Below are 20,004 nucleotides of genomic sequence, written 5' to 3'. Positions count from 1 at the left end.
GCGCCTACGGTACGCCGATGTACCATCCGCGACAAGGCTGTGTTCACCTCGGCCCGAAATGAGAGAGTTGTAGCGTGCCAACAGTGACGACCCGCCGGCGTGCCACCCCGGCCGCGCCGCCCGAGGACCCTGGCCAGTTCCGCCAGCGGCTGCTCGACGGCCTCGCCGCGTCCGTCGAGGCGATCGGCTACCGCACCACCACGGTCGCCGACATCGTCCGCCGCGCCCGCACCTCGCGCCGCACGTTCTACGAGCACTTCTCCGACAAGGAGGAGTGCTTCATCGCGCTGCTCACCGAGGCCAACACCGAGATGATCCGCCAGATCGCCGCCGCGGTCGACCAAAGTGCCGCCTGGGAGACCCAGGTGCGGCAGGCGGTCGAGGCCTGGATCGCGTGCGCCGAGTCGGAGCCGGTGATCATGCTGAGCTGGATCCGGGACGGGCCAGCGCTCGGCGCCGCCGGCCGGCGGCTGCAGCGCGAGGCCATCGAGGCGTTCGTCACCATGATCCAGACGTTGTGCGACACCGACGAGCTTCGGGCCGCCGGCATCGCCCCGGTCTCCCGCCCGCTCGCGATCATGCTGCTCGGCGGGCTCCGGGAACTGATCGCCACCACCGTCGAGGACGGCGGCCGGCCGCACGACCTCATCGAGGTCGCGGTGCACGCCTCCCTCGCCCTGCTCACCCCGCGGGCGTAGCCGATGCACGCCCACCACGCCGCGACGATCGAGAAGGTGATCGCGCACTTCGAACAGGTTCCGGGGGTGCAGGCGCTGCTCCTGGGCGGCTCCATCGCGCACGGCTTCGCGACCCCGGCCTCCGACGTCGACATCATGATCCTGGTGCCGGACGCGGAGTACGAGGACCGGTACCGGCGCCAGGACCTCACGCTCTACACGCACGAGTTGAGCACGTATCCCGGCGGATATGTCGATGGGAAGTACGTGCGGGCAACGTTTCTGCGGCAGGTGTCCGAAAAGGGCAGTGAGCCCGCGCGGTTCGCCTTTCAGGACGCTCGGGTGCTGTTCTCCCGGCTCGACACGCTGGACTACCTGCTGCGGGCGGCGGTTCGGTATCCGGTAGAGGGCAAGGCCGAGCGGCTGCTGCGTTTCCGGGCCCAGCTCGACGCCTGGAACTGGTACGCGACCGAGGCGCTGCGGCTCGAGAACCGGTACCTGCTCACGCTGGCGATCGGCAAGCTCGTGCTGTTCGGCGGGCGGCTGATCCTGACGCACAACGAGGCGCTTTACCCGTACCACAAGTGGTTCCTCGAGGTGCTGTCCCGGGTGGCGGACAAGCCGGGCGACCTCATGGACCGGATCCGCAACCTCTACGACGACCCCTCCGCCGCATCGGTCGACGCGTTCTACCAGACGGTTAAAGACTTCCAGGACTGGCCGGAGCCTACACTTGGCTGGGGCAACCAGTTCGCCATGGACAACGAGCTGACCTGGCTCAACGGCGGGCCCTCGGTCGACGACCTGTGATGCCCTGAAGGCGGCCTTCAGGACGTCCAGTGCCCTGAAGGCCGCCTTCAGGGCACTCCGACCCCGTCGACGATCGCGGTGAGAGCAGCGCGCTCGGCCGGCTCCAGCACGTATCCGGCCGCGGCGATCGCCGGCGTCAGGTGCTCGGGGAGGCTGGGGCCGATGAGGGCCGCGGAGACCGTGGGGTCGGCGAGGATCCAGGCCAGGGCCAGGGTGGGCAGGGCGACGCCGCGGCGGTCGGCCTCGGCCCGGAGCGCGTCGACCGCGCCGGCCGCCGCGAGGCGTTCGACGTTGGCGTAGCGCTGGGGCAGCACCGCCATCCGCGAGGTGGCCGGGTAGGGACCGCCGGCCCGGTAGATCTCGGCGAGCCAGCCGCCGGCCAGGGAGCTGAACGAGGTGACCCCGATGCCGAGCTCGGCACAGGTTTCCAGGATGCCGGGGTCGGCCGGCTCGAGCAGGTTGTGGCCCACCTGGACGTTCACCGGCCGGTGCCAGCCGTGGGTGCCGGCGAGGTCGACGGCCTTGGCGATCTCCGCGGCGTCCACGTTGCACAGCCCGTAACAACGGATCTTTCCGGCCCGGACCAGCGCGTCGAACGCGGCGAGGGTCTCCTCCAGCGGGGTCCGCGGATCCGGGCCGTGCGAGAGGTAGAGGTCCACCCGGTCGGTGCCCAGCCGGCGCAGGCTCTCCTCGAGCTCGGTCCGGATGTGCGCGGCGGACAACCCGTCGGCCCCGGCCTTCGAGGTGATCACCAGTTCGTCCCGCACCGACGGGTGCTCACGCAGCCACGTCCCGATCCACTCCTCCGAGGCGCCGCCGCCGTAGGCGTTCGCCGTGTCCAGCAGGTTGATGCCGCACTCGTACGCGGCGTCCAGCAGGGCCCGGGCCTCCTGCTCGTTCTCCCCCAACCCGACGAACCGCCGCATCGCGCCGAGGCCGCCGAAGCTGCCACAACCCAGTGCCACCACGGAAACCCGAAGCTCACTGCCGCCAAGGCGCCGGTACTCCATGGGCAGCTTCCTACCAGTGTTCGTGACGCCGTGTCATGACCCGAATGGTGGTTGACCATGGTGGCCCGGATCGATCTACTCGGAAGATCATCGTCTGAACTGTGGGGTGACACGTGGAACTGCCCGAGTTCGTGCCCGAGCGGGTCGCCGCCCTGGATCCGCTGGGTGCCGACGACGCCTGCGCGCGGCTGCCGCGGATGAACGCCGGCGCGGACGTCGGTGCGCTGGCGTCGACGCTGTCCGCGCTGCTGCCGTCCGCGACGGTCCTGTCGGGTCTGTCCTACGACGAATGCCTGGCCGCCATGCGCGATCTCGGCATGTTCCTCGCCTCACTCAAACGGCACGGCACCGAGCCGGTCTCCGCGGTGCCGGCGGTCGAGCCGGTGCTGGTGGAGCTCGGCCGCCGCACGGACATGGTGCCGCGCGAAACCATCCACCACTACACCGAGCTGAACCCCACCGGCGCCCGCCAGCGGATGTATCGCACCGACCCGATGGAGGCCGACGCGATCAACATCATGCGCCTGGCCTTCCGCCACTTCACCACCGCGATCGGCCTCGCCACCCAACTCGCCCCCGGGCAACCCCAGGACCCCGAGTTCCCGGTGCTGGCCACCGCCCTGGCCGACGAGCTGGGCTCGCTCGACACCGCCATGACCCTCTCCCACGAGCACCTCGAACCGGGCTGGTTCTACGGCGAGTTCCTCCCCTACACCTACGACATCGGGATCGCCGGCACCCGGTACATGGGCCCGTCCGCCGCCCAGTTCCCGCTGGCCGTGATCGACATGCTGCTCTGGGAGTCCGACCACGCCTCCCCCGACCTCGCCACGTTCCGCTCCACCCGCGTCGCCTTCACCCGGCCCCACCTCCGCGCCCTGCACGCCCAATGGGCCGCCCTTCCCTCCCTCACCACGCGCGTGCACACCGCCCTCACCGACTCCCCCACCTCCACCGTCCACGACTCCGCCACCGCGCTGACGGCCGTCCTCCGCGCCCTCCTCGTCTTCCGCGGCAAACACCTCGCCTACGCCCGCAAGGGCAGCAGCGCTGCCCACCTCGCCCTCCTCCAGGACATCACCGACCAGACCCGCCACATGACCGGCCTCGCCCGGGTACCCACCCCGTCCTGACCCGGCTCCGGGCAACATTTCCGGCTCCGCCCGGTCACCCCGGCGGGTGAACCCGAAGGCCGTATTCCGTTTCCGCCATGTGCCGCGCAGATAGCCGGCAAACGCGAATAGGCACACCGGCTCGGCACTGGTCAAATTACTTCCGGCCCTGGTTCGCACCCGGACGCGGTGTTTAGGCTGCCTCTCGTCACCAACTCGAACAACCCGGCGGGAAAGCACGTTCCGTGTTTGTCCACCGGGTCCGTTCGGGTGACAAACCGTGGCCGGGCGGGGAGGTTCCTGGTGGGTGGGTTGCAGGTCAGACTGTTCGGCGACGTTTCGATCACCCAGGATGACCGCTCCATTTCCATTCCGTCACGTAAGGCCCTCGAGCTGTTCTGCTAGCTACTCATCCATCGCGGGCGCGCACACACCCGTGAGATCCTGATGGAAACTCTCTGGCCGGACCAGGATCCCGCGGTTTCCAAGAAATACCTGCGCCAGGCGCTGTGGCAGCTCAACTCCACGATGCAGCGCCGGGGAGTCGCTCGTGGTGATCGACCCGGCCTGGGTGCACATCAACCCGGACGCCTCCTGCTGGGTGGACGTGAGCGTGTGTTCCTGGAACTGGCCCAGGTCGACGACAACCCCCCGCACGTGCCCGAGACGATTCCCGCCATCCGGTTCCACCACCACAACCGGTACTGGATCCGCCTCGAAGGGCGGGGCACCCGCTTCCATTTCAAGGACGGCAACATGGGCGCCGACGGCTACGTGCCCATCGCCTGCTCCGCCATCACCATCGGCGGGGTCACCATCGGCGAGCAGGAGCTGCGCATCCTCAAAACCCTGGCCGACGGCAACCTCGAGTTCGACCTGTACAACGTCTACCAGAACGAGTACACCTACGCCGCCGACTTCGGCCCCTACGACGACGACCGCCGCCGCGTCTTCAGCTGGCGCAAAAAAGGCCCAAGAGTCAGCCAGGGCCGCTGGAAAATCCACTACCCATCCTGAGGAGACCCCATGCGCCGCCAACTCGAGAAACGCGTCACCGAGCTCGAGTCCGAATACCAGGCCGGCCAGAAGATGCTCGCCGACCTCGACGCCCAACGCGCAGACCTCCAGCAGACCCTCCTCCGCATCAGCGGCGCCATCCAGGTCCTCAAAGAGCTCCTCGACACCACCCGCACAAACGGCGCCGCCGAACTTACCCCGACCCCGGAGCCCGCCGAAGCCTTGTCGGCGGCCGTGGCGTCATAACTGGCAGCCCACAAGTGCCCTAACCGCAAGCGGGTAAAACGTGACGGGTAGGGGCCAGATCTGTGGGCAAGGTATTTGTCAGCTATCGGCGGCGGGGAGCGCATGCGCTTGCCGTGGCCGGGCTTGCGGCGCGGTTGGCGCAGCACCTCGGGCGGGACCGGGTGTTCATTGACACGCGGCTGGTGCCGGGCGGGCAGTATCCGGACGAACTGGAGTCGGAGCTGGCGGAAAGCGACGTGGTGATCGCCGCGATCCATGATGGCTGGGTGGCCGAGTTCGCGGTCAAGCGGCGGTTGGACTGGGTGCGTCACGAGCTGGCGACCGCCCTGCGCCAAGGGAAGACGGTGATTCCGGTCCTGCTCGAGCCGGCCGCGCAGCCCGGCTACGACCAGGTGCCCGCGGACGTCGCCAGGGTCACGCTGCTCTCCTCCACGCCGCTGCGCCTGGCCCACTACGAGTCGGACCTGGCGACCCTGGTGGCCGCGGTCGAGCGGACCCCCGCGGCACCCGACGTGCCGCTCGCGGTCGCCGACCCGGCCGGCGACGAGCCCCGGCCGCGGCGGCGGCTGATGCTGCTCGGCGCGTTTCTGGGCACGGCGCTCGGCGGCCTGGCCCTGTTCAGCGCCACCGCACTGGGCCGGCCGGTGTGGCAGACGTTCATGATCGCGGCCTACGCCACCGTGCTGATGACGGCCGCGCTCACCGTCACGATCGTTCTGGTGGCGTGGGCCGGCCCCTGGCTGGACCGCGGCACCAGACGCGTGCAGGAGCACTCGTTCGCGGCCACCTTCAACGATCTGTGGCCGCTCTATGCCGTGCTGCTACTCGGAATCGTCGCCGCCTGGGTGAGCGTGCTGGTCACCCTGTCCCGGGCCGGCGCGGTGATCCAGGTCCTGCTCACCGGGGTCGCCGCCATCGGCGTCGGCTGGCTGTTCCAGCGCGAGCTCCGCCGGATCTCCCGGGTCGACACGGCCTGGCCGCCGCGGATCACCCCGGACAGCCGCACCTGGCGCCGCGCCGCCACCCGCCTGCACGAGCTGCTCACCGCGGACTCCCGCACCCCCCGCGACTTCGCCCGCCAGCGCCAAGCCGAGTCGGTCCACCGGGCCCTGCTCGACGTCCGCACCATTCTCGTCCAGCGCGCCAACCGCACCTGGCGGCAGTGGCTGCGCGGCTCCCGCCACGACGACCCGCTCTCCGACACCGTCATGGGCGTCCTCCCCATCACCCTCAGCCTCGCCATCGCCGCCCTCACCACCGGCCTCCCCCACACCGGCGCCCCGCTGCGGCTGACCCTCGCCGCCACCGCCGCCGCACTGGCCGCGATGGTGATCGCCGCCGCGGCCCTGCGCCTCGGCTTCCTCTCCGACCGCCGCGCCGGCCGGCGGCTCGTCACCGAACTGTCCGATTGGGACAAACGCCTCCGGCCCCTCGTCCACCTCGACGCCCCGGTCACCCCACGACAACGCTGAGAACGATCCCGGCGAAGGCGGCGCTCTGTGCCGAGTGGACAATTATCCCCATCCACGCGCTCTGGAACCGCCTGGTCGGATAAGCGAACAAGAACACCCCCGCCACGATGCTCATGGGAATGGACCACGGTTGGCTCACGTGATAGAGACCGAACAGGACTCCGTTGACGATCCAGTCAGCCCTGCCGAACACTCCACGCATCCGTGGCAGCAGCAAACCACGAAACAACAGCTCCTCACCGAGCACCGTGTTGAACAGGAACAAGACCAGGATCAGGGCGAACAGCGCCCAGTTGCCCCGCAACGTCTCGTGTCCCGATTCCGAGGCGAGGAACACCCCGAAGTCGCGATTGGACGGTCCGTGCACACCGAACGGAACCAGTTGCAGCACGCCGAAGCCCACGATGAACGGCAGCACCCACAACCACAACCGCCCGCCGCGCTGCCCGGCCGGGTTCGCCGGCGCGCGCAGCCACAGTGCTTCGCGCAGAACCGGCCAGCGCAGGCTGCGTCGCTCGCGGTAGACGAGGGCGATGGCCAGAACGCACTGCCAGATCAGCCCGACGGTGAGGGCGCCGATCAGGATCACGACGAACCGCCGGTCGCTGGCGGCCGAACCCGCCACGGCGGGCGCGATGATCCAGGCGAGTATCCCCATCGGGGCGGCCGCCGCAACCCAGACGGCGAGTACCGCCGCCAGCGAGTACTGGCGCACAGCGCCATCGGCCCCATTCGGCAGTGTCGAGTTCATCTCAGCCTCACTCATCGAAATTCGCCGTCGCGCATCGGCATTCAATGTGCCCGCTCGGCCCACGCCGTTCCATCCGTTGAACCACCGAGAGCGGGTGCGGCTGACCCTACCGCCACAAGGAGGTCATGATCGCCGAAATGGGTGCGAGAGGCCCGAAAATGAGCGTCTCGCTCCCATTTCACTGATGATGGACACCCTCCAAAGCACCTAGCCGAGACGGCGTTCGGCGGCGCGCCAGGGCCCCTCGTCGCCCTGCGGGGTGTAGCGGGTCAGCTCCTGGGTCTGCCGGAGGAGGGCGCGCAGGCCCGGAAGGTCGGAGGGTGCGGCGCCGAGGGTGCGGGCCTGGATGAGCGCGTTGCCGAGGGCGGTGGCCTCGACCGGGCCGGCGACGACCGGGAGGCCGCAGGCGTCGGCGGTGAGCTGGCAGAGCAGGGCGTTGCGGGCGCCGCCGCCGACGAGGTGCACGACGTCGACATGGCGACCGGAGCGTTGCTGCGCCAGGTGCACGGCGCGGCGGTGGGCGAGGGCGAGGCTGTCGAGGATGCACCGGACGGTTTCGGCCGGGGTGCCGGGCGGTTTCTGGTTGGTGCGGCGGCAGAACTCGGCGATCCGGGCCGGCATGTCGCCCGGTGGAAGGAAAATCGGGTCGTCGGGGTCGATGACGGCGGCCAGCGCGGGCAGCCGGGCCGCCTCCGCCAGCAGCTCGCCGAGCCCGGCGATGCCCCAGACCCGTTGGGATTCCTGGAGAAGCCAGAGACCCATGATGTTCTTCAGGTAGCGGATGGTGCCGTCGACGCCGAGCTCGTTGGTGAACGCCGGGTCGGTGAGGACGGGACTCTCGAGCTCGAGGCCGGCCAGCGACCAGGTGCCACAGGAGATGTAGGCGAACGCCTCGCTCGAAGCGGGCACCCCGACGACCGCGGAGGCGGTGTCGTGCGAGGCGACGGCGATCACCGGTACCGAGCCGGTCTCGCCGGCGCGGGTGCCGGGTTCGCGCAGCGGCGGGAGGATCGCCGGATCGAGGCCCGCCCGCCGGACCAGGCCGGCGGCCCAGGTGCGGGTGTGGACGTCCAACAGCTGCGTGGTGGAGGCGTTGGTCAGCTCGGCGCCCTGCTCGCCGGTGAGCCAGTACGTGATCAGGTCGGGAATGAGCAGGATCCGCTGCCCCGCAACGGAGTCCGCGACGAGCTGGTAGAGCGTGTTGAACGGGAGGAACTGGATGCCGGTCGTGGCGTAGATCTCCGCGGCGCCAACGGAAGCGTGCACCCGCTCCATGACCCCCGCGGTGCGCTCGTCCCGGTAGTGGAACGGATCCGCCACCAGCGAGCCCGACGCGTCCAGGACCCCGTAGTCGATGGCCCACGAGTCGACACCGATCGCGTCGACCCGCCCGGCTGCCCGCAGGCCGTCCTGGATTCCTTGGTACAGAGCCGAGATGTCCCAGCGCAGGGCGCCGTCCCGGTGCACCGGCGTGTTGGCGAACCGGTGCAACTCGGTCAGCGTGACGCCGTCCCGGGACACCCGGCCCAGCATGACCCGGCCGCTGGACGCCCCGAGGTCGACGGCCGCGACGGCGACCATCAGCGCAGGAACGCCGCGGCCACCCCGGCGTCGACCGGGATGTGCAGGCCGGTGGTGCGGGACAGCTCCCCCGCGGTGAGCACGAACACCGCGGCCGCCACGTGCTCCGGCAGCACCTCCAGCCCCAGCAGCGTCCGCTTGGCGTAGAACGCGCCCAGCTCGGACTCGGGCACCCCGTACACGGCCGCCCGCTGCGCGCCCCAGCCCTTGGCGAAGATCCCCGAGCCGCGCACCACGCCGTCCGGGTTGACGCCGTTGACCCGGATCCCGTGCGGCCCGAGCTCCGCGGCGAGCAACCGCACCTGGTGCGCCTGGTCGGCCTTGGTCGCCCCGTAGGCGATGTTGTTCGGACCGGCGAAGAAGCCGTTCTTCGACACGATGTAGACGAGGTCGCCGCCCATGCCCTGGTCGATCATGATCCGGGCGGCCTCCCGGGAGACCAGGAACGAGCCGCGCGCCATCACGTCGTGCTGCAGGTCCCAGTCCCTGACCGTGGTGTCCAGCAAGGACTTCGAGATGGACAGCCCGGCGTTGTTCACCACCAGGTCGATCCCGCCGTACTCCAGCACCGCGGACCGGAACGCCGCCGCCACACCGTCCTCTTCGGACACATCGAGCGGCGCGGCGAACCCGCCGGTCTCCGCCGCCACCGCGTCCGCGGCCGCCGGGTCGAGGTCGGTGACCGCCACGCAGGCGCCCTCGGCGGCCAGCCGCAGCGCCGTCGCCCGGCCGATCCCCGAGCCCGCGCCGGTGACCAGCGCGACCCGCCCGGCCAGCGGCCGGGGTGCGGGCCGGCGGCGCAGCTTCGCCTCCTCCAGCGCCCAGTACTCGATCCGGAACTTCTCCGACTCGGGAATGGGGCGGTACCGGGAGATCGCCTCGGCGCCGCGCATCACGTTGATCGCGTTGAGGTAGAACTCGCCGGCCACCCGGGCAGTCTGCTTGTCCGCGCCGAAGCTGAACATGCCCACGCCCGGTACCAGCACGATGGCCGGGTCGGCCCCACGCATCGTCGGCGTCGACGCGTCGGCGTACCGCTCGTAGTAGGCGCGGTAGTCCTCGCGGTATTCAGCGTGCAATTCCTTCACCCGCGCCAGCACGTCGGCGAGTGGCGCGGTGCCGGGCAGGTCCAGCACCATCGGCCGGACCTTGGTGCGCAGGAAGTGATCCGGGCACGACGTGCCGAGCCCGGCCAGCGGCCACAGCTTCTCCCGGGACAGGAAGTCGAGCACCACCGGGCCGTGCGTGAAGTGCCCGACCTGCCGCCGGTCGGTCGACGCCAGCCCGCGCAGCACCGGGAAGATCGCCGCGGCCCGGTCCAGCTGGTCCACTTCGGACAGTGGCGTGAAGCCGGGAACCACCGCGCCGAACGGGTCGGTTCGGCCGTGCGTGTCGATGAACCGCTGCGCCGTGGCAATGATCTCCAACGACCGCCGCTCGCACTCCGCCGAGGTGTCGGCCCAGGCGGTGATGCCGTGCCCGCCGAGGATCACCCCGATGGCGCCCGGGTTCGCCGCCTTGATCGCCGCGATGTCCAGCCCCAGCTGGAAACCCGGCCGCCGCCACGGCACCCAGGCCATCCGGTCGCCGAAGCACTCCTTGGTCAGCGCCTCCCCGTCGGCCGCGGTGGCGAACGCGATCCCGGCGTCCGGGTGCAGGTGGTCCACGTGCGCGGCGTCCACCAGCCCGTGCATCGCGGTGTCGATCGACGGCGCCGCCCCGGGCTGGGTCGGTCCGGACCCCGCCACCCCGCCCAGGCCGTGCAGGCAGTAGTCGAACGCCGCGACCATCTCGTCCTCGCGGTCCACCCCCGGGTACACCCCGGCCAGCGCACGCAGCCGGTCCAGCCGCAGCACCGCCAGACCCGGCTCGGTGAGCGTGCCCAGATCGCCGCCGGAACCCTTGACCCACAACAGGTCCACCGGCTCACCGGTCACCGGGTCGAGCTCAGTGCCCTTGACCGAGGTGTTCCCGCCGGCGTAGTTGGTGTTGCGCGGATCGGCGCCCAGCCGGTTGCTGCGCCCGATCAGGTCGGCCACCTCGGGATGCATCAGGCCCCCCACCCGGCCGCGGTGCCGCCCACCCGCTCGGCCACGATCCGCTCGGCGTAGCCGGACGCGGCGTAGGCGGCCATCGGATCCGGATCAAGCCCCTGCTCGGTGCGCACCTCGGCGAGCAGCGGCCGCACGTCGGTGTTGTAGGCGTCCATGAACACCGCGTTGGCGCCCAGTACATCCCCCGCCCGCTGCGCCGCGGACAGGGCCGCCCGGTCGATCAGCAGCGCCTTGGCGGTGGCCTCCTGGACGTTCAGCACCGAGCGGATCTGGCCGGGGATCTTGGGCTCGATGTTGTGACACTGGTCCAGCATGAACGCGATCCCGGCCGCCGGCCGCAGCGCGTGCACCGCGACCACCTCGGCCATGATCCGGAACAGCTGGAACGGATCGGCGGCGCCGACCATCAGGTCGTCGTCGGCGTAGAACCGCGAGTTGAAGTCGAACCCGCCGAGCTTTCCCTTGCGCAGCAACACCGCCACGATGAACTCGATGTTGGTTCCCGGGGCGTGGTGGCCGGTGTCCACGACCACCGCCGCCTTCGGGCCGAGCTCGACGCAGTGCGCGTAGGCGGTGCCCCAGTCCGGCACGTCCATCGTGTAGAACGCCGGCTCGAACAGCTTGTACTCCAGCAGCATCCGCTGATCCGCGCTGAGCCGCTCGTACACCGCGTGCAGCGCCTCGGACAGCCGGTCCTGCCGCGCGGCGATGTCGTCCTGGCCGGGATAGTTGGTGCCGTCGGAGAACCAGAGCTTGAGGTCGCGAGACCCGGTCTGGTCCATGATGTCCACGCACTCCAGCAGGTGGCCGAGGGCCTTGCGGCGCACCGCCGGGTCCGGGTTGGTCACGCTGCCGAGCATGTAGTCGTTGTCCTGGAACACGTTGCTGTTGATCGTGCCGAGCTCCACGCCGAGATCCTTGGCGTGCCGGGCAAGCTCGGCGTAGTCGTCCACCCGGTCCCACGGGATGTGCAGCGCCACCGACGGCGCCACCCCGGTGTGGGCGTGCACCTGGGCGGCATCGGCGATCTTCTCCTGCGGCGTGCGCGGCACCCCGGCCTGCGGGAAGACCTTGAACCGGGTTCCGGAGTTGCCGAAAGCCCAGGACGGCAGCTCGATGCGCTGGGCACGGAGCGCCGCTTTGATCGTGTCGGAGTCAGGCATCGTTGTTCTCCCCTGGCTGGTCCTCGAGGTGGAACACCTCGTCGAGGACGAGAAAACCTTCATCCGGACGGCGCCCCTCGAGCCCGGCGAAGAAGGGCGCCATCTCGGCCTGCCACCGCGCGTTGACCTCCTTACGCTCCATCGCCGCGCGGGCGGCGTCGAGATCGTCGCACTCGACGTAGCCCACCAGAAGTCCGTCCGGGCGCAGGAACAGCGAGTAGTTCCGCCATCCGGTCCCGCGCAGTGCGGCCAGCATCTCGGGCCACACCGCGCGGTGCCGGGCGCGGTACTCGTCGATCCGGTCCGGCCGGACCTGGAGCAGGAAGCAGTAGCGCGGCATCAGAAGGTGAAGCTGTCCACGTTCTGCGCGGTGAACTCCTGCGGCGGGCCGACCGTCACCAAGCCTTTGTCCTCCAACGTGTACTTCTTCCCGCCGGCCTCGAAGCCACCCTTGATGTCGATCTTGCTGGCCACGTTCGCCGCCGCGTAGACACCGAGGTAGCCGAGCATCGCCGGGTCCCACAGCCCGAACGTCTTGACCGTGCCGTCCTTGACGTAGGCCTTCATCTGGCTGGGCAGGCCGAGCCCGGTGAGCGCCACCTTGCCCTTGTACTGCGAGCCGCTCAGGTACTGCGCCGTCGCGGCGATGCCCACCGTGGTCGGCGCGATGATGCCCTTGAGGTTCGGGTGCGACTGAAGCAGCGCCGAGGCCTTCTCCGCCGACTTGGCCGCGTCGTCGTCGCCGTAGACCGTGTCGACGAGCTTGAGCTGCGGGTAGTTGGCCAGATCCTGCTTCATCACGGCGATCCAGGCGTTCTGGTTCTCCGCGGTGGCCGCGGCGGACAGGATCGCGATCTCCCCGCCCTGCGGCCCGATCGCGTCGGAGATCCACTTGTCCAGCGACTTGCCGACCAGGTCGCTCGTGGTCGGGCGGACCATCGCGGAACGGGCCGAGTCGTCAGCGACGTCGGCGTCGTAGGTGACCACCGTGATGCCGGCGGCCTTGGCCTGCTTCAACGCCGGCACCACGGAGTTGGCGTCCGCGGCGGAGATCACCAGCGCGTCGTACTGCTGCTGCACCACGGTGTTGATGAACTGCGCCTGGGCGGACCCGGAGGCCTCGGTCGGGCCGAGCTGCTCGCAGGTCGCGCCGATCTCCCCGCAGGCCTTCTTGGCCCCGGTGAACGCCGCGTCGAAGTACGGGTTGTTCACCGCCTTCGGCACGACCGCGATCTTGAGCCCGCTCTTGATCTGCCCGCCGTTCGCCCCCGGTGTCGTGCCGCCACCCCCGCCTCCGGAGTCGTCGGCGCAGGAGGTCAGCGTGAGGAGGACGGCAGCCGCTGCGGCGAGCGCGCCGAGGAATCTGGGTCGCATGAGCTCTCCTTGTTTCTAGTGGGTTTGCGGCGGCGTTGAAGGGCGGTGACCGCGGCCGGCACGATGACCGAGACCAGCAGCAGGCCGCCGGTGATGATGTTCAGGGCGTTCGGCGGGACCTTCTCCAGCAGCAGCAAGGAACGCAGCGCGCCGAGGAAGAGCACGGCGCTCACCACGCCCCACATCGTGCCGGCGCCGCCGAAGATGCTGACCCCGCCGAACAGCACCGCGGCGATCACCAGCAGCTCGTACCCGACCGCACCGTCCGGCCGGGAGCTGGCGAACCGCAAGGTATAGACCACTCCGGCCAGTGCGCTCATGAAGCCGCTGAGCAGGAACAGCGACGTCTTCACCCGCGCCACCGGAATGCCGGCGAACGTGGCCGCCTCGGCGCTCTGTCCGATCGCGACGATCCACCGGCCGGACCGGGTGAAGTGCAGCAGCACCGTGAACACGATCGCGCCGGCGATCAGCACCGGTGCCACGTAAGGGATGTAGGTGTGCGGGAACCGCCCCGAGCCCAGCCTCGTCCAGCTCTCCGGGTACGAGGCGACCGGCTCGTCGCCGAGCAGCGCCCAGCACAACCCTCGGAACAGCGCCAAAGTACCGATCGTGACCGCGAGCGACGGCAACCCGAGCGCCGTGATCAGGAACCCGTTGACCGCCCCGCACAGCACCCCCGCGGCCACCCCCAGCACGACCGCCAGCCCGATCGGCACCCCGTGCCTGACGAGCCATCCCAGCACACAGCTGGTCAACGCCGCGATCGACGCCACCGACAGGTCGATCTCCCCCGTCATGATCACCAGCGTCATGGCGAACGCGATCAGCATGATCTCGCCGATGTCCGCCACCACGAACGCGAGGTTGTTCCCCCGCCCGAACCGCGGATCGAGCGACGTGCCGACGACGAGCGTCAGCACCAGCAATACGGGAAGGATCTTGTCCCAGGTCAGCAGCCGGCTCATCGGGCCACCTCGCCGGGGCGCGGCGGGGGCGCGGGATTCGCCGCGGTAGCCAGATGATGTCGGCGGGTGGCGGTTGTGGGGGTGCGCAGCTCCAGAGATGGCTTGGGAGGGGGGCAGGCGTGTCGGCTTTGGTCGGCCGGGCGGCGGTTTTCGAGGTGGGGGACGTGTGCGTTCACAGAACGGCGGTCAAGATCACCGTTTGTGGACAGAAGTGCTTGGTTTTCGAGCATTTTCGTCCACAAACAGCGATCATGAGCCCCGATGTCACCCACCCCGCTCCCCCGTCCTGGCCGCTTTTCCCCAGCCACCAAGCCAACCGGCAGCCCGCAACACCGCGACACCACCCCGCCCCAACCGCGACCTGAAGTAGGCAGAGGCCGGCTCATACCCGCACCTCCTGGAGCACGGTGACCTGCCTCGTCCGCCGGTCGTTGATCACCTTGTCCACCGCGATCGCCAGCAGCAGCAACGCGCCGTTGACCGCCTGCTGCCAGAACTCCGGCACGGACAGCGCACTCAGCGACACCCCGATGGTCTTCAGCAGCGCCGCCCCGAGCAGCGCCCCGAGCACGGTCCCCACGCCGCCGGTGATCGCCACCCCACCCACCACGCACGCCGCCACCACCGGCAGCTCGTAGCCCGACCCGGCGTTGGCGTCGACCCCACCGAACCGCGCCAGGTAGAGCGCACCGGCCAGCCCAGCCGTCGCCCCGGACACCACGAACGCGAGAATCTCCCTGCGCCACACCGGGATCCCGACCAGCCGCGCGGCCGGTGTGTTGCTCCCGATCGCGTAGAGATCCCGCCCGGCCCGCTGCGTCCGCAGGAACCACCCACCGGCCAACCCGGCCAGCAGGCACATCCACATCAGGTACGGCACACCGAGCACGGTGGACCGTCCGAAGTCGACGACCGCATCGGGGAGCTGGTCCACGCTGATCCGCCGCGGCCCGATCAGCACCGCCTGGATCCCCTTGATCACATACAGCGTGCCCAGCGTGACCACCAGCGCCGGCAGCCGCAACACCGCCACCAGCGCCCCGTTCAGGACCCCGACCGCGACGCCGACGACCAACCCGACCAGCAGCACGGTGAAGACTCCGCCGCCTTCCGTGCCGCGCACCGCGATCGCCGCGAAGTACGCGGACAGCCCCAGGGTGGAGCCGACGGAAAGATCCACGTGCTTCATCACGATCACGAACGTCTGCCCGACCGCCATCAGCGCCGTGATCGCCACCGCGACCATCAGGTCCACCCGCCCCTGCGCCGACAGGAACCGGTTGTTCGCCAGCGTGGTCCCGACGAGCACCACGACCAGCGCCAGCCCGACCGGAAACTCCCGCGTGGTGGTCACCGGCGCGCCCCGGACACCCGACTCGACTTGTCGCGGGTAGTTCCCACGACAGGTGGCACTTGTCGCGGGTAGTTCCCACGACAAGTCGCACCCGTCACGGGTAGTTCCCGCGGCAAGTCGGGGCTCGTGATCATGTCGGCACCGCCTGGCCGGTGGCCGCGAGCATGATGCGCTCCTGGGTTGCTTCGGCCCGGGTGAGCTCGGCGACCAGGCGGCCTTCGCGCATCACCAGCACCCGGTCGGCCATGCCGAGCACCTCGGGGAGCTCGCTGCTGATCATGAGCACGGCCAGCCCGCGGGCGGCGCGTTCGGAGAGCAGCCGGTGCACCTCGGCCTTGGTGGCCACGTCGATCCCCCGGGTCGGCTCGTCGACCACGAGCAGCTCCGGCTCGGTGGCCAGCCACTTGGCCAGCACCACCTTCTGCTGGTTGCCGCCGGAGAGCCGCTCCACCGGCGCCTCCAGCCCGGAGTACCGCAGCCGCAACCGGTCCGCCCAGTCCCGCGCCATGCCCCGCTCGGCCCGCCCGCTCACCAACCCGAACCGGCGCAACCGGTCCAGCACCACCACCGCGCTGTTCCGGGCGACCGAGGCCACCATGAACAGGCCCTGCTGCCGGCGGTCCTCCGGCACCAGCGCCACCCCGCGGGCCAGCGCCGCGCGCGGATCCCCTTGCGGCAGCGGCGATCCGCCGATCAGGACGGTGCCCGACTCGTACCGGTCGATGCCGAACACCGCGCGCACGACCTCGCTGCGGCCCGACCCGACCAGCCCGGCCAGCGCCACGATCTCGCCGCGCGCCACGGTGAACGAGATGTCCTCGAACACCCCCGCCCGCCGCATCCCGCGCACCTCGAGCAGCACCTCGCCGGCCTCACTCGGCACCTTGGGAAACAGGTCGGTCAGCTCCCGGCCGACCATCCAGCGCACCACCTCGGCCGGCGTGGTCCCGGCGATGGCAGCCTCGGCGACCGTCCGCCCGTCGCGCATCACCGTCACCCGGTCGCAGAGCGCGAAGACCTCCTCGAGCCGGTGGCTGACGAACACCACCGCCGCGCCCCGGTCCCGCAGCCGCCGGGCCACCTCCAGCAGCCGCTCGGCCTCGCTCGCGGAGAGCGCCGCGGTCGGCTCGTCCATCACGATCACCTTGGCGTCCAAGGAAAGCGCCTTGGCGATCTCGACGAGCTGCTGGTCGGCGATGGACAGGCCGGCGGCCCGGCGCTCCGGGTCGAGGTAGACGCCCAACTCGGCGAACAACGCCTCGGCGCGCCGGCGCATGCCCGCCCAGTCGACCCGGCCGCGGCGGCGCGGCTGCCGGCCGACGAACACGTTCTCGGCCAGGCTGAGGTCGGGGAACAGGCTCGGCTCCTGGTAGATCACCGCGACGCCGGCCTCGCGGGCGCGCCGCGGGCTGCTCGCGTCGAACGGCGCCTCGTCGAACGTGATCTCGCCGGAGTCCAGCCGGTGCACCCCGGCGAGGGTCTTGAGCAGGGTGGACTTCCCGGCGCCGTTCTCCCCGACCAGACCGTGGATCTCCCCGGTACGCAGGGTCAGCTGCGCCCCGTCCAGTGCCGCCACACCACCGAAGTGCTTGCGGGCCTCGTGGACGGTGAGCATCGTCGCTCCTTTAAACGTTTAAATCGCGCGGCTCACCTTGCCTGTCAGCGATGGACTTGTCAATACGCGACTGGGTATCGTGACCGAGGCGATCAACTACCTGATACGTTTCAGACGGGGGAGCCCGCAGTGGCCACCAACTCGGTCGGCATCAAGGACGTCGCGCTGCGCGCCGGCGTCTCGACCGCGACGGTCTCCAACGTGCTCAACAACCCGCTCGTGGTCACGCCCGCCACCCGGGAGAAGGTGGAGCGGGCGATCGACGAGCTCGGCTACGTCCGCAACGAGTCCGCCCGCCAGCTGCGCGCCGGCAGCAGCCGCACCCTCGCCTACGTCGTGCTGGACGCCGCCAACCCGTTCTTCACCGACGTCGCCCGCGGCGCGCAGGAGGTCGCCGAAGCCGCCGGCCTGGGCCTGTTCCTCTGCAACAGCAACCAGGACCCCACGGTCGAGCACCGTTACCTCGACCTGCTCGCCGAGCAGCGGGTGCGCGGTGTGCTGATCACCCCGATCGACCCGGACAGCGCCCAGCTCCTCACCCGCGGCATCCCCCTGGTGATGGTCGACCGCTCCACCGACGCCGGCTGCTCGGTCTCCGTCGACGACGTCGCCGGCGGCACCCTCGCTGCCCGGCACCTCGTCGAGCACGGCCACCGAAGGATCGTCTACGTCGGCGGTCCGATGACCCTCCCCCAGGTCCGCGACCGCCACGACGGCGCCATCAGGATCCATCCCAGCCTGACCATGATCCCCACCCAGGCCATGACCGTCGCCGACGGCCGCCGCGCCGGCCAGCAGGTCCTCGCCCTCCCCGCCGCCGAGCGCCCCACCGCCGCCTTCTGCGCCAACGACCTCCTCGCCCTCGGCTTCCTCCAGGAGATGACCCGCCAAGGAATCCCTGTCCCCGCCGAGATGGCCATCGTCGGCTACGACGACATCGACTTCGCCGAAGCCGCCGCCGTCCCCCTCACCTCGGTCCGCCAACCCCGCGCCCTGCTCGGCCGCACCGCCGCCGAACTCCTCCTCACCGAAGCCGAAACCACCCCCCACCACGTCCACCGGCACATCCAGTTCCACCCCGAGCTGATCATCCGCGCCTCCACCGCCGGATTCGCTCCGCCGCCTCCTTGACGCCGGCGACGCTCAGTCCCGGCGCTCCGGTCCGGGGTGTTCACCATCCCCGCCGAACCAGTCGGTCTCCTCCGGTTCCTCGGCCCGGTCGTCACGGTCGTCCGGCACGACCGGCTCGGCGGGCAGGTTGAAGAGATCGCCCGCCGGCTCGCCGACATCGAGGGCGCCGGACCCGTTGTCCGCGCGCAGAGCGCCGAACCGGAGCCGCACGGCCTCCGCGATGTCCGGACGCTCAGCCGCCTCGATCACCGTGGCGAACCGCTCGACGAGCAGTGCCCGCTCGGACTCTTTGCCAGCGCCGCCGAATCCGATCCTGTCGATGAGCTCGCCGACGTAGTCCTCCACGGAGTCCGGCGTCCATCGGTACTGGCCATCCACCACGGCCTTGGGCACCTCGATCCGCGCGGGCGCGGGGACGGGATCCAGGTGCCGGAACGGCTCCGGTACCTCGGCGTCGTGCGCGGTGGCCGACAGTCTCGCCAGATGGCCGATCAGGTTCACTGCGCCCTCGATCTCATCGTCCTTTCTGGACAACCACCAGACCACCGCGCTGCCGGGGGTTTTCAGCACCTCCTCCCCCAGGTACACGCGTTTGCTGCGTTCCCACCGGCGCTGGTGCTCCCAGACCTCCTCGTCCTTGCGCACGTCGGCCATCTTCTGCAGCCGCTCCATGTCCTGCTGGGACAGCGTCAGCCAGACCTCGGTCGCCCAGGCCTCAACCTGGTCGGCCCGGTCCCGTGTCACCTGGCCGAGCAGGCCGTTGAGGTTGGCCTGTGCCAGGCTGTGCCGGTCCGGTGGCTCGTGGGCGACGGCTTCCCGGGCCCGTGCCACGATCAGGTCAGCTGCCACCCCGGCGGGACTTCCGTGCTGGTGACCGAGGCCGCGCCAGTTGACGGTTGCGGAGAACAGGAAGTCATAGTCGGCGACGGCGCTGGGCAGCGCCACGGAGCCGATCTTGACCTGCTGGTACAGCGGCGGCGGTGGCGTGGGCGGAGGAGGCGGCGGCAGGACGACAGGCGGTGGCAGGGGCGGGGGCGGCGGCGCGGGCATCGCGAGGAACTCAGTAAGGATCACGACTACCACCAGCATCGTCGGGATCGTGATCAGGAGCCAGGTCGCCCAGCCTGCGATGAGGCCCACGACGATCAGCAACAGAACCAGCACACTCAACGCGATCATGACGGTGCGCTTGGAGACGTTCATTGGTGGTTTCCTTCCGTCTTGTGCGCCATGAGTCCCTGGGTGCTCTCGAGACGTTCGGCCAGTTCGCGGGCGATCCGCTCAGCCGCAGCCCGGTTGCCTTCGCCGAACCGTGCCCAGCGACGGATTCCAGCGGTCAGCACCGCAATCGGGCGAAACCGTCCAGCCGCCGCGTCGACCAGGACGTCCAGCAGCGCCGCATTCCCGTCCTCAATGCCCGCGTCCAGCCAACTCCCCAAGTCCACATCCAGGTCGGCGTCGCGGTAGGTCAGTACGGCTCGCCAGCTACCGGCCAGGTGCTCCCGCACGCCCCAGCGGGAAAGTGTTGGCACGCCATAGGGTCGCGGCCGGGTCAGCCATCGGGGATCGATTGCGCGGGGAAAGAGCCCGAGGTCGGCCCGGCGGGTGCCGGCCTGTTCGCCGAGGTTGTCCGCGAACCGCCGCAGCAGCAACCGCAGCAGCCGGTCGC

Annotated in this window: 19 protein-coding genes; 7 read left to right on the top strand and 12 right to left on the bottom strand. The window is 70.3% G+C overall.

All coding sequences use genetic code 11. The features are described from left to right. The first annotated feature begins 83 nt into the window (after positions 1 to 83). Both VGR06_RS12345 and VGR06_RS12340 read left to right on the top strand, forming a co-directional pair. Positions 84 to 698: a TetR/AcrR family transcriptional regulator gene (locus VGR06_RS12345; RefSeq protein ID WP_327559170.1), complete on the top strand. Its 615-nt coding sequence runs from the start codon at positions 84 to 86 to the stop codon at positions 696 to 698. Between the two features lie 3 nt (positions 699 to 701). Then, complete coding sequence (locus VGR06_RS12340; protein WP_327559169.1) at positions 702 to 1,487, top strand: nucleotidyltransferase domain-containing protein; 786 nt, start codon at positions 702 to 704, stop codon at positions 1,485 to 1,487. Positions 1,488 to 1,534: 47 nt separating this feature from the next. Here the strand turns inward: VGR06_RS12340 and VGR06_RS12335 are convergent, their stop codons facing one another. Beyond that, positions 1,535 to 2,497: an aldo/keto reductase gene (locus tag VGR06_RS12335; protein WP_327559168.1), complete on the bottom strand. Its 963-nt coding sequence runs from the start codon at positions 2,495 to 2,497 to the stop codon at positions 1,535 to 1,537. Positions 2,498 to 2,610: 113 nt separating this feature from the next. Between VGR06_RS12335 and VGR06_RS12330 the strand changes: the two genes are divergently transcribed. The 4 genes from VGR06_RS12330 to VGR06_RS12315 all read left to right on the top strand — a co-directional run bounded on the left by VGR06_RS12330 (position 2,611) and on the right by VGR06_RS12315 (position 6,344). Next, a complete protein-coding gene (locus VGR06_RS12330; RefSeq protein WP_327559167.1) occupies positions 2,611 to 3,630 on the top strand; it encodes a monodechloroaminopyrrolnitrin synthase PrnB family protein in 1,020 nt (339 codons plus the stop codon). A gap of 426 nt (positions 3,631 to 4,056) precedes the next feature. After that, on the top strand, positions 4,057 to 4,626 hold the full coding sequence (locus VGR06_RS12325) for a hypothetical protein (protein ID WP_327559166.1): 570 nt from the start codon (positions 4,057 to 4,059) through the stop codon (positions 4,624 to 4,626). A gap of 9 nt (positions 4,627 to 4,635) precedes the next feature. Next, the gene (locus tag VGR06_RS12320) at positions 4,636 to 4,872 is read left to right on the top strand and encodes a hypothetical protein (protein ID WP_327559165.1); all 237 of its coding nucleotides are present in this window, start codon (positions 4,636 to 4,638) and stop codon (positions 4,870 to 4,872) included. Between the two features lie 62 nt (positions 4,873 to 4,934). Further along, positions 4,935 to 6,344 carry a toll/interleukin-1 receptor domain-containing protein gene (locus VGR06_RS12315; RefSeq protein ID WP_327559164.1) on the top strand — a complete coding sequence of 470 codons (1,410 nt, stop codon included), beginning with the start codon at positions 4,935 to 4,937 and terminating at the stop codon, positions 6,342 to 6,344. Here the strand turns inward: VGR06_RS12315 and VGR06_RS12310 are convergent. From VGR06_RS12310 to VGR06_RS12270, 9 genes are all read right to left on the bottom strand, one after another. Next, positions 6,325 to 7,158: a type II CAAX endopeptidase family protein gene (locus VGR06_RS12310; RefSeq protein WP_327559163.1), complete on the bottom strand. Its 834-nt coding sequence runs from the start codon at positions 7,156 to 7,158 to the stop codon at positions 6,325 to 6,327. The two genes, VGR06_RS12315 and VGR06_RS12310, sit on opposite strands and share 20 nt — an antisense overlap. Positions 7,159 to 7,302: 144 nt before the next feature. After that, on the bottom strand, positions 7,303 to 8,676 hold the full coding sequence (locus VGR06_RS12305; protein WP_327559162.1) for a rhamnulokinase family protein: 1,374 nt from the start codon (positions 8,674 to 8,676) through the stop codon (positions 7,303 to 7,305). Further along, positions 8,676 to 10,727 (bottom strand): bifunctional aldolase/short-chain dehydrogenase, encoded by a 2,052-nt coding sequence (locus VGR06_RS12300; RefSeq protein WP_327559161.1) that lies wholly within the window; start codon positions 10,725 to 10,727, stop codon positions 8,676 to 8,678. Before VGR06_RS12300 ends, VGR06_RS12305 begins: the two co-directional genes overlap by 1 nt. Then, a complete protein-coding gene (rhaI, locus tag VGR06_RS12295) occupies positions 10,727 to 11,893 on the bottom strand; it encodes an L-rhamnose isomerase (RefSeq protein ID WP_327559160.1) in 1,167 nt (388 codons plus the stop codon). The genes VGR06_RS12300 and rhaI overlap by 1 nt, the downstream gene beginning before the upstream one ends. Then, on the bottom strand, positions 11,886 to 12,233 hold the full coding sequence (locus VGR06_RS12290; protein WP_327559159.1) for an L-rhamnose mutarotase: 348 nt from the start codon (positions 12,231 to 12,233) through the stop codon (positions 11,886 to 11,888). Before VGR06_RS12290 ends, rhaI begins: the two co-directional genes overlap by 8 nt. After that, positions 12,233 to 13,267, bottom strand: a complete 1,035-nt coding sequence (locus VGR06_RS12285) for a substrate-binding domain-containing protein (RefSeq protein WP_327559158.1) — start codon at positions 13,265 to 13,267, stop codon at positions 12,233 to 12,235. The genes VGR06_RS12290 and VGR06_RS12285 overlap by 1 nt, the downstream gene beginning before the upstream one ends. Continuing rightward, positions 13,210 to 14,235 (bottom strand): ABC transporter permease, encoded by a 1,026-nt coding sequence (locus VGR06_RS12280; RefSeq protein WP_327559157.1) that lies wholly within the window; start codon positions 14,233 to 14,235, stop codon positions 13,210 to 13,212. The genes VGR06_RS12285 and VGR06_RS12280 overlap by 58 nt, the downstream gene beginning before the upstream one ends. A gap of 382 nt (positions 14,236 to 14,617) precedes the next feature. Beyond that, the gene (locus VGR06_RS12275; RefSeq protein WP_327559156.1) at positions 14,618 to 15,589 is read right to left on the bottom strand and encodes an ABC transporter permease; all 972 of its coding nucleotides are present in this window, start codon (positions 15,587 to 15,589) and stop codon (positions 14,618 to 14,620) included. Positions 15,590 to 15,719: 130 nt separating this feature from the next. Beyond that, complete coding sequence (locus VGR06_RS12270; RefSeq protein WP_327559155.1) at positions 15,720 to 17,204, bottom strand: sugar ABC transporter ATP-binding protein; 1,485 nt, start codon at positions 17,202 to 17,204, stop codon at positions 15,720 to 15,722. Positions 17,205 to 17,333: 129 nt separating this feature from the next. On the opposite strand from VGR06_RS12270, the gene VGR06_RS12265 reads away from it, so the two are divergent. After that, complete coding sequence (locus VGR06_RS12265) at positions 17,334 to 18,335, top strand: LacI family DNA-binding transcriptional regulator (RefSeq protein ID WP_327559154.1); 1,002 nt, start codon at positions 17,334 to 17,336, stop codon at positions 18,333 to 18,335. Positions 18,336 to 18,347: 12 nt separating this feature from the next. On the opposite strand, the gene VGR06_RS12260 is transcribed toward VGR06_RS12265, so the two are convergent. Continuing rightward, complete coding sequence (locus tag VGR06_RS12260) at positions 18,348 to 19,538, bottom strand: hypothetical protein (RefSeq protein ID WP_327559153.1); 1,191 nt, start codon at positions 19,536 to 19,538, stop codon at positions 18,348 to 18,350. Next, on the bottom strand, positions 19,535 to 20,004 hold a 470-nt coding region (locus VGR06_RS12255; RefSeq protein WP_327559152.1), incomplete at its 5' end, for a hypothetical protein. The genes VGR06_RS12260 and VGR06_RS12255, both read right to left, overlap by 4 nt.

Origin of the sequence: Actinophytocola sp., assembly GCF_036002505.1 — a bacterium.
GTDB lineage: Bacteria > Actinomycetota > Actinomycetes > Mycobacteriales > Pseudonocardiaceae > DASYTH01.
This window is presented reverse-complemented; position numbering and strand designations above follow the sequence as displayed.

What these genes read in the sequence shown, in the direction of transcription:
- VGR06_RS12270 (WP_327559155.1), bottom strand. Translation starts at nt 17,204, where the DNA reads ATGCTCACCGTCCACGAGGCCCGCAAGCACTTCGGTGGTGTGGCGGCA.
- VGR06_RS12285 (WP_327559158.1), bottom strand. Translation starts at nt 13,267, where the DNA reads ATGCGACCCAGATTCCTCGGCGCGCTCGCCGCAGCGGCTGCCGTCCTC.
- VGR06_RS12290 (WP_327559159.1), bottom strand. Translation starts at nt 12,233, where the DNA reads ATGCCGCGCTACTGCTTCCTGCTCCAGGTCCGGCCGGACCGGATCGAC.
- rhaI (WP_327559160.1), bottom strand. Translation starts at nt 11,893, where the DNA reads ATGCCTGACTCCGACACGATCAAAGCGGCGCTCCGTGCCCAGCGCATC.
- VGR06_RS12325 (WP_327559166.1), top strand. Translation starts at nt 4,057, where the DNA reads ATGGAAACTCTCTGGCCGGACCAGGATCCCGCGGTTTCCAAGAAATAC.
- VGR06_RS12300 (WP_327559161.1), bottom strand. Translation starts at nt 10,727, where the DNA reads ATGCATCCCGAGGTGGCCGACCTGATCGGGCGCAGCAACCGGCTGGGC.
- VGR06_RS12260 (WP_327559153.1), bottom strand. Translation starts at nt 19,538, where the DNA reads ATGAACGTCTCCAAGCGCACCGTCATGATCGCGTTGAGTGTGCTGGTT.
- VGR06_RS12340 (WP_327559169.1), top strand. Translation starts at nt 702, where the DNA reads ATGCACGCCCACCACGCCGCGACGATCGAGAAGGTGATCGCGCACTTC.
- VGR06_RS12320 (WP_327559165.1), top strand. Translation starts at nt 4,636, where the DNA reads ATGCGCCGCCAACTCGAGAAACGCGTCACCGAGCTCGAGTCCGAATAC.
- VGR06_RS12305 (WP_327559162.1), bottom strand. Translation starts at nt 8,676, where the DNA reads ATGGTCGCCGTCGCGGCCGTCGACCTCGGGGCGTCCAGCGGCCGGGTC.
- VGR06_RS12335 (WP_327559168.1), bottom strand. Translation starts at nt 2,497, where the DNA reads ATGGAGTACCGGCGCCTTGGCGGCAGTGAGCTTCGGGTTTCCGTGGTG.
- VGR06_RS12280 (WP_327559157.1), bottom strand. Translation starts at nt 14,235, where the DNA reads ATGAGCCGGCTGCTGACCTGGGACAAGATCCTTCCCGTATTGCTGGTG.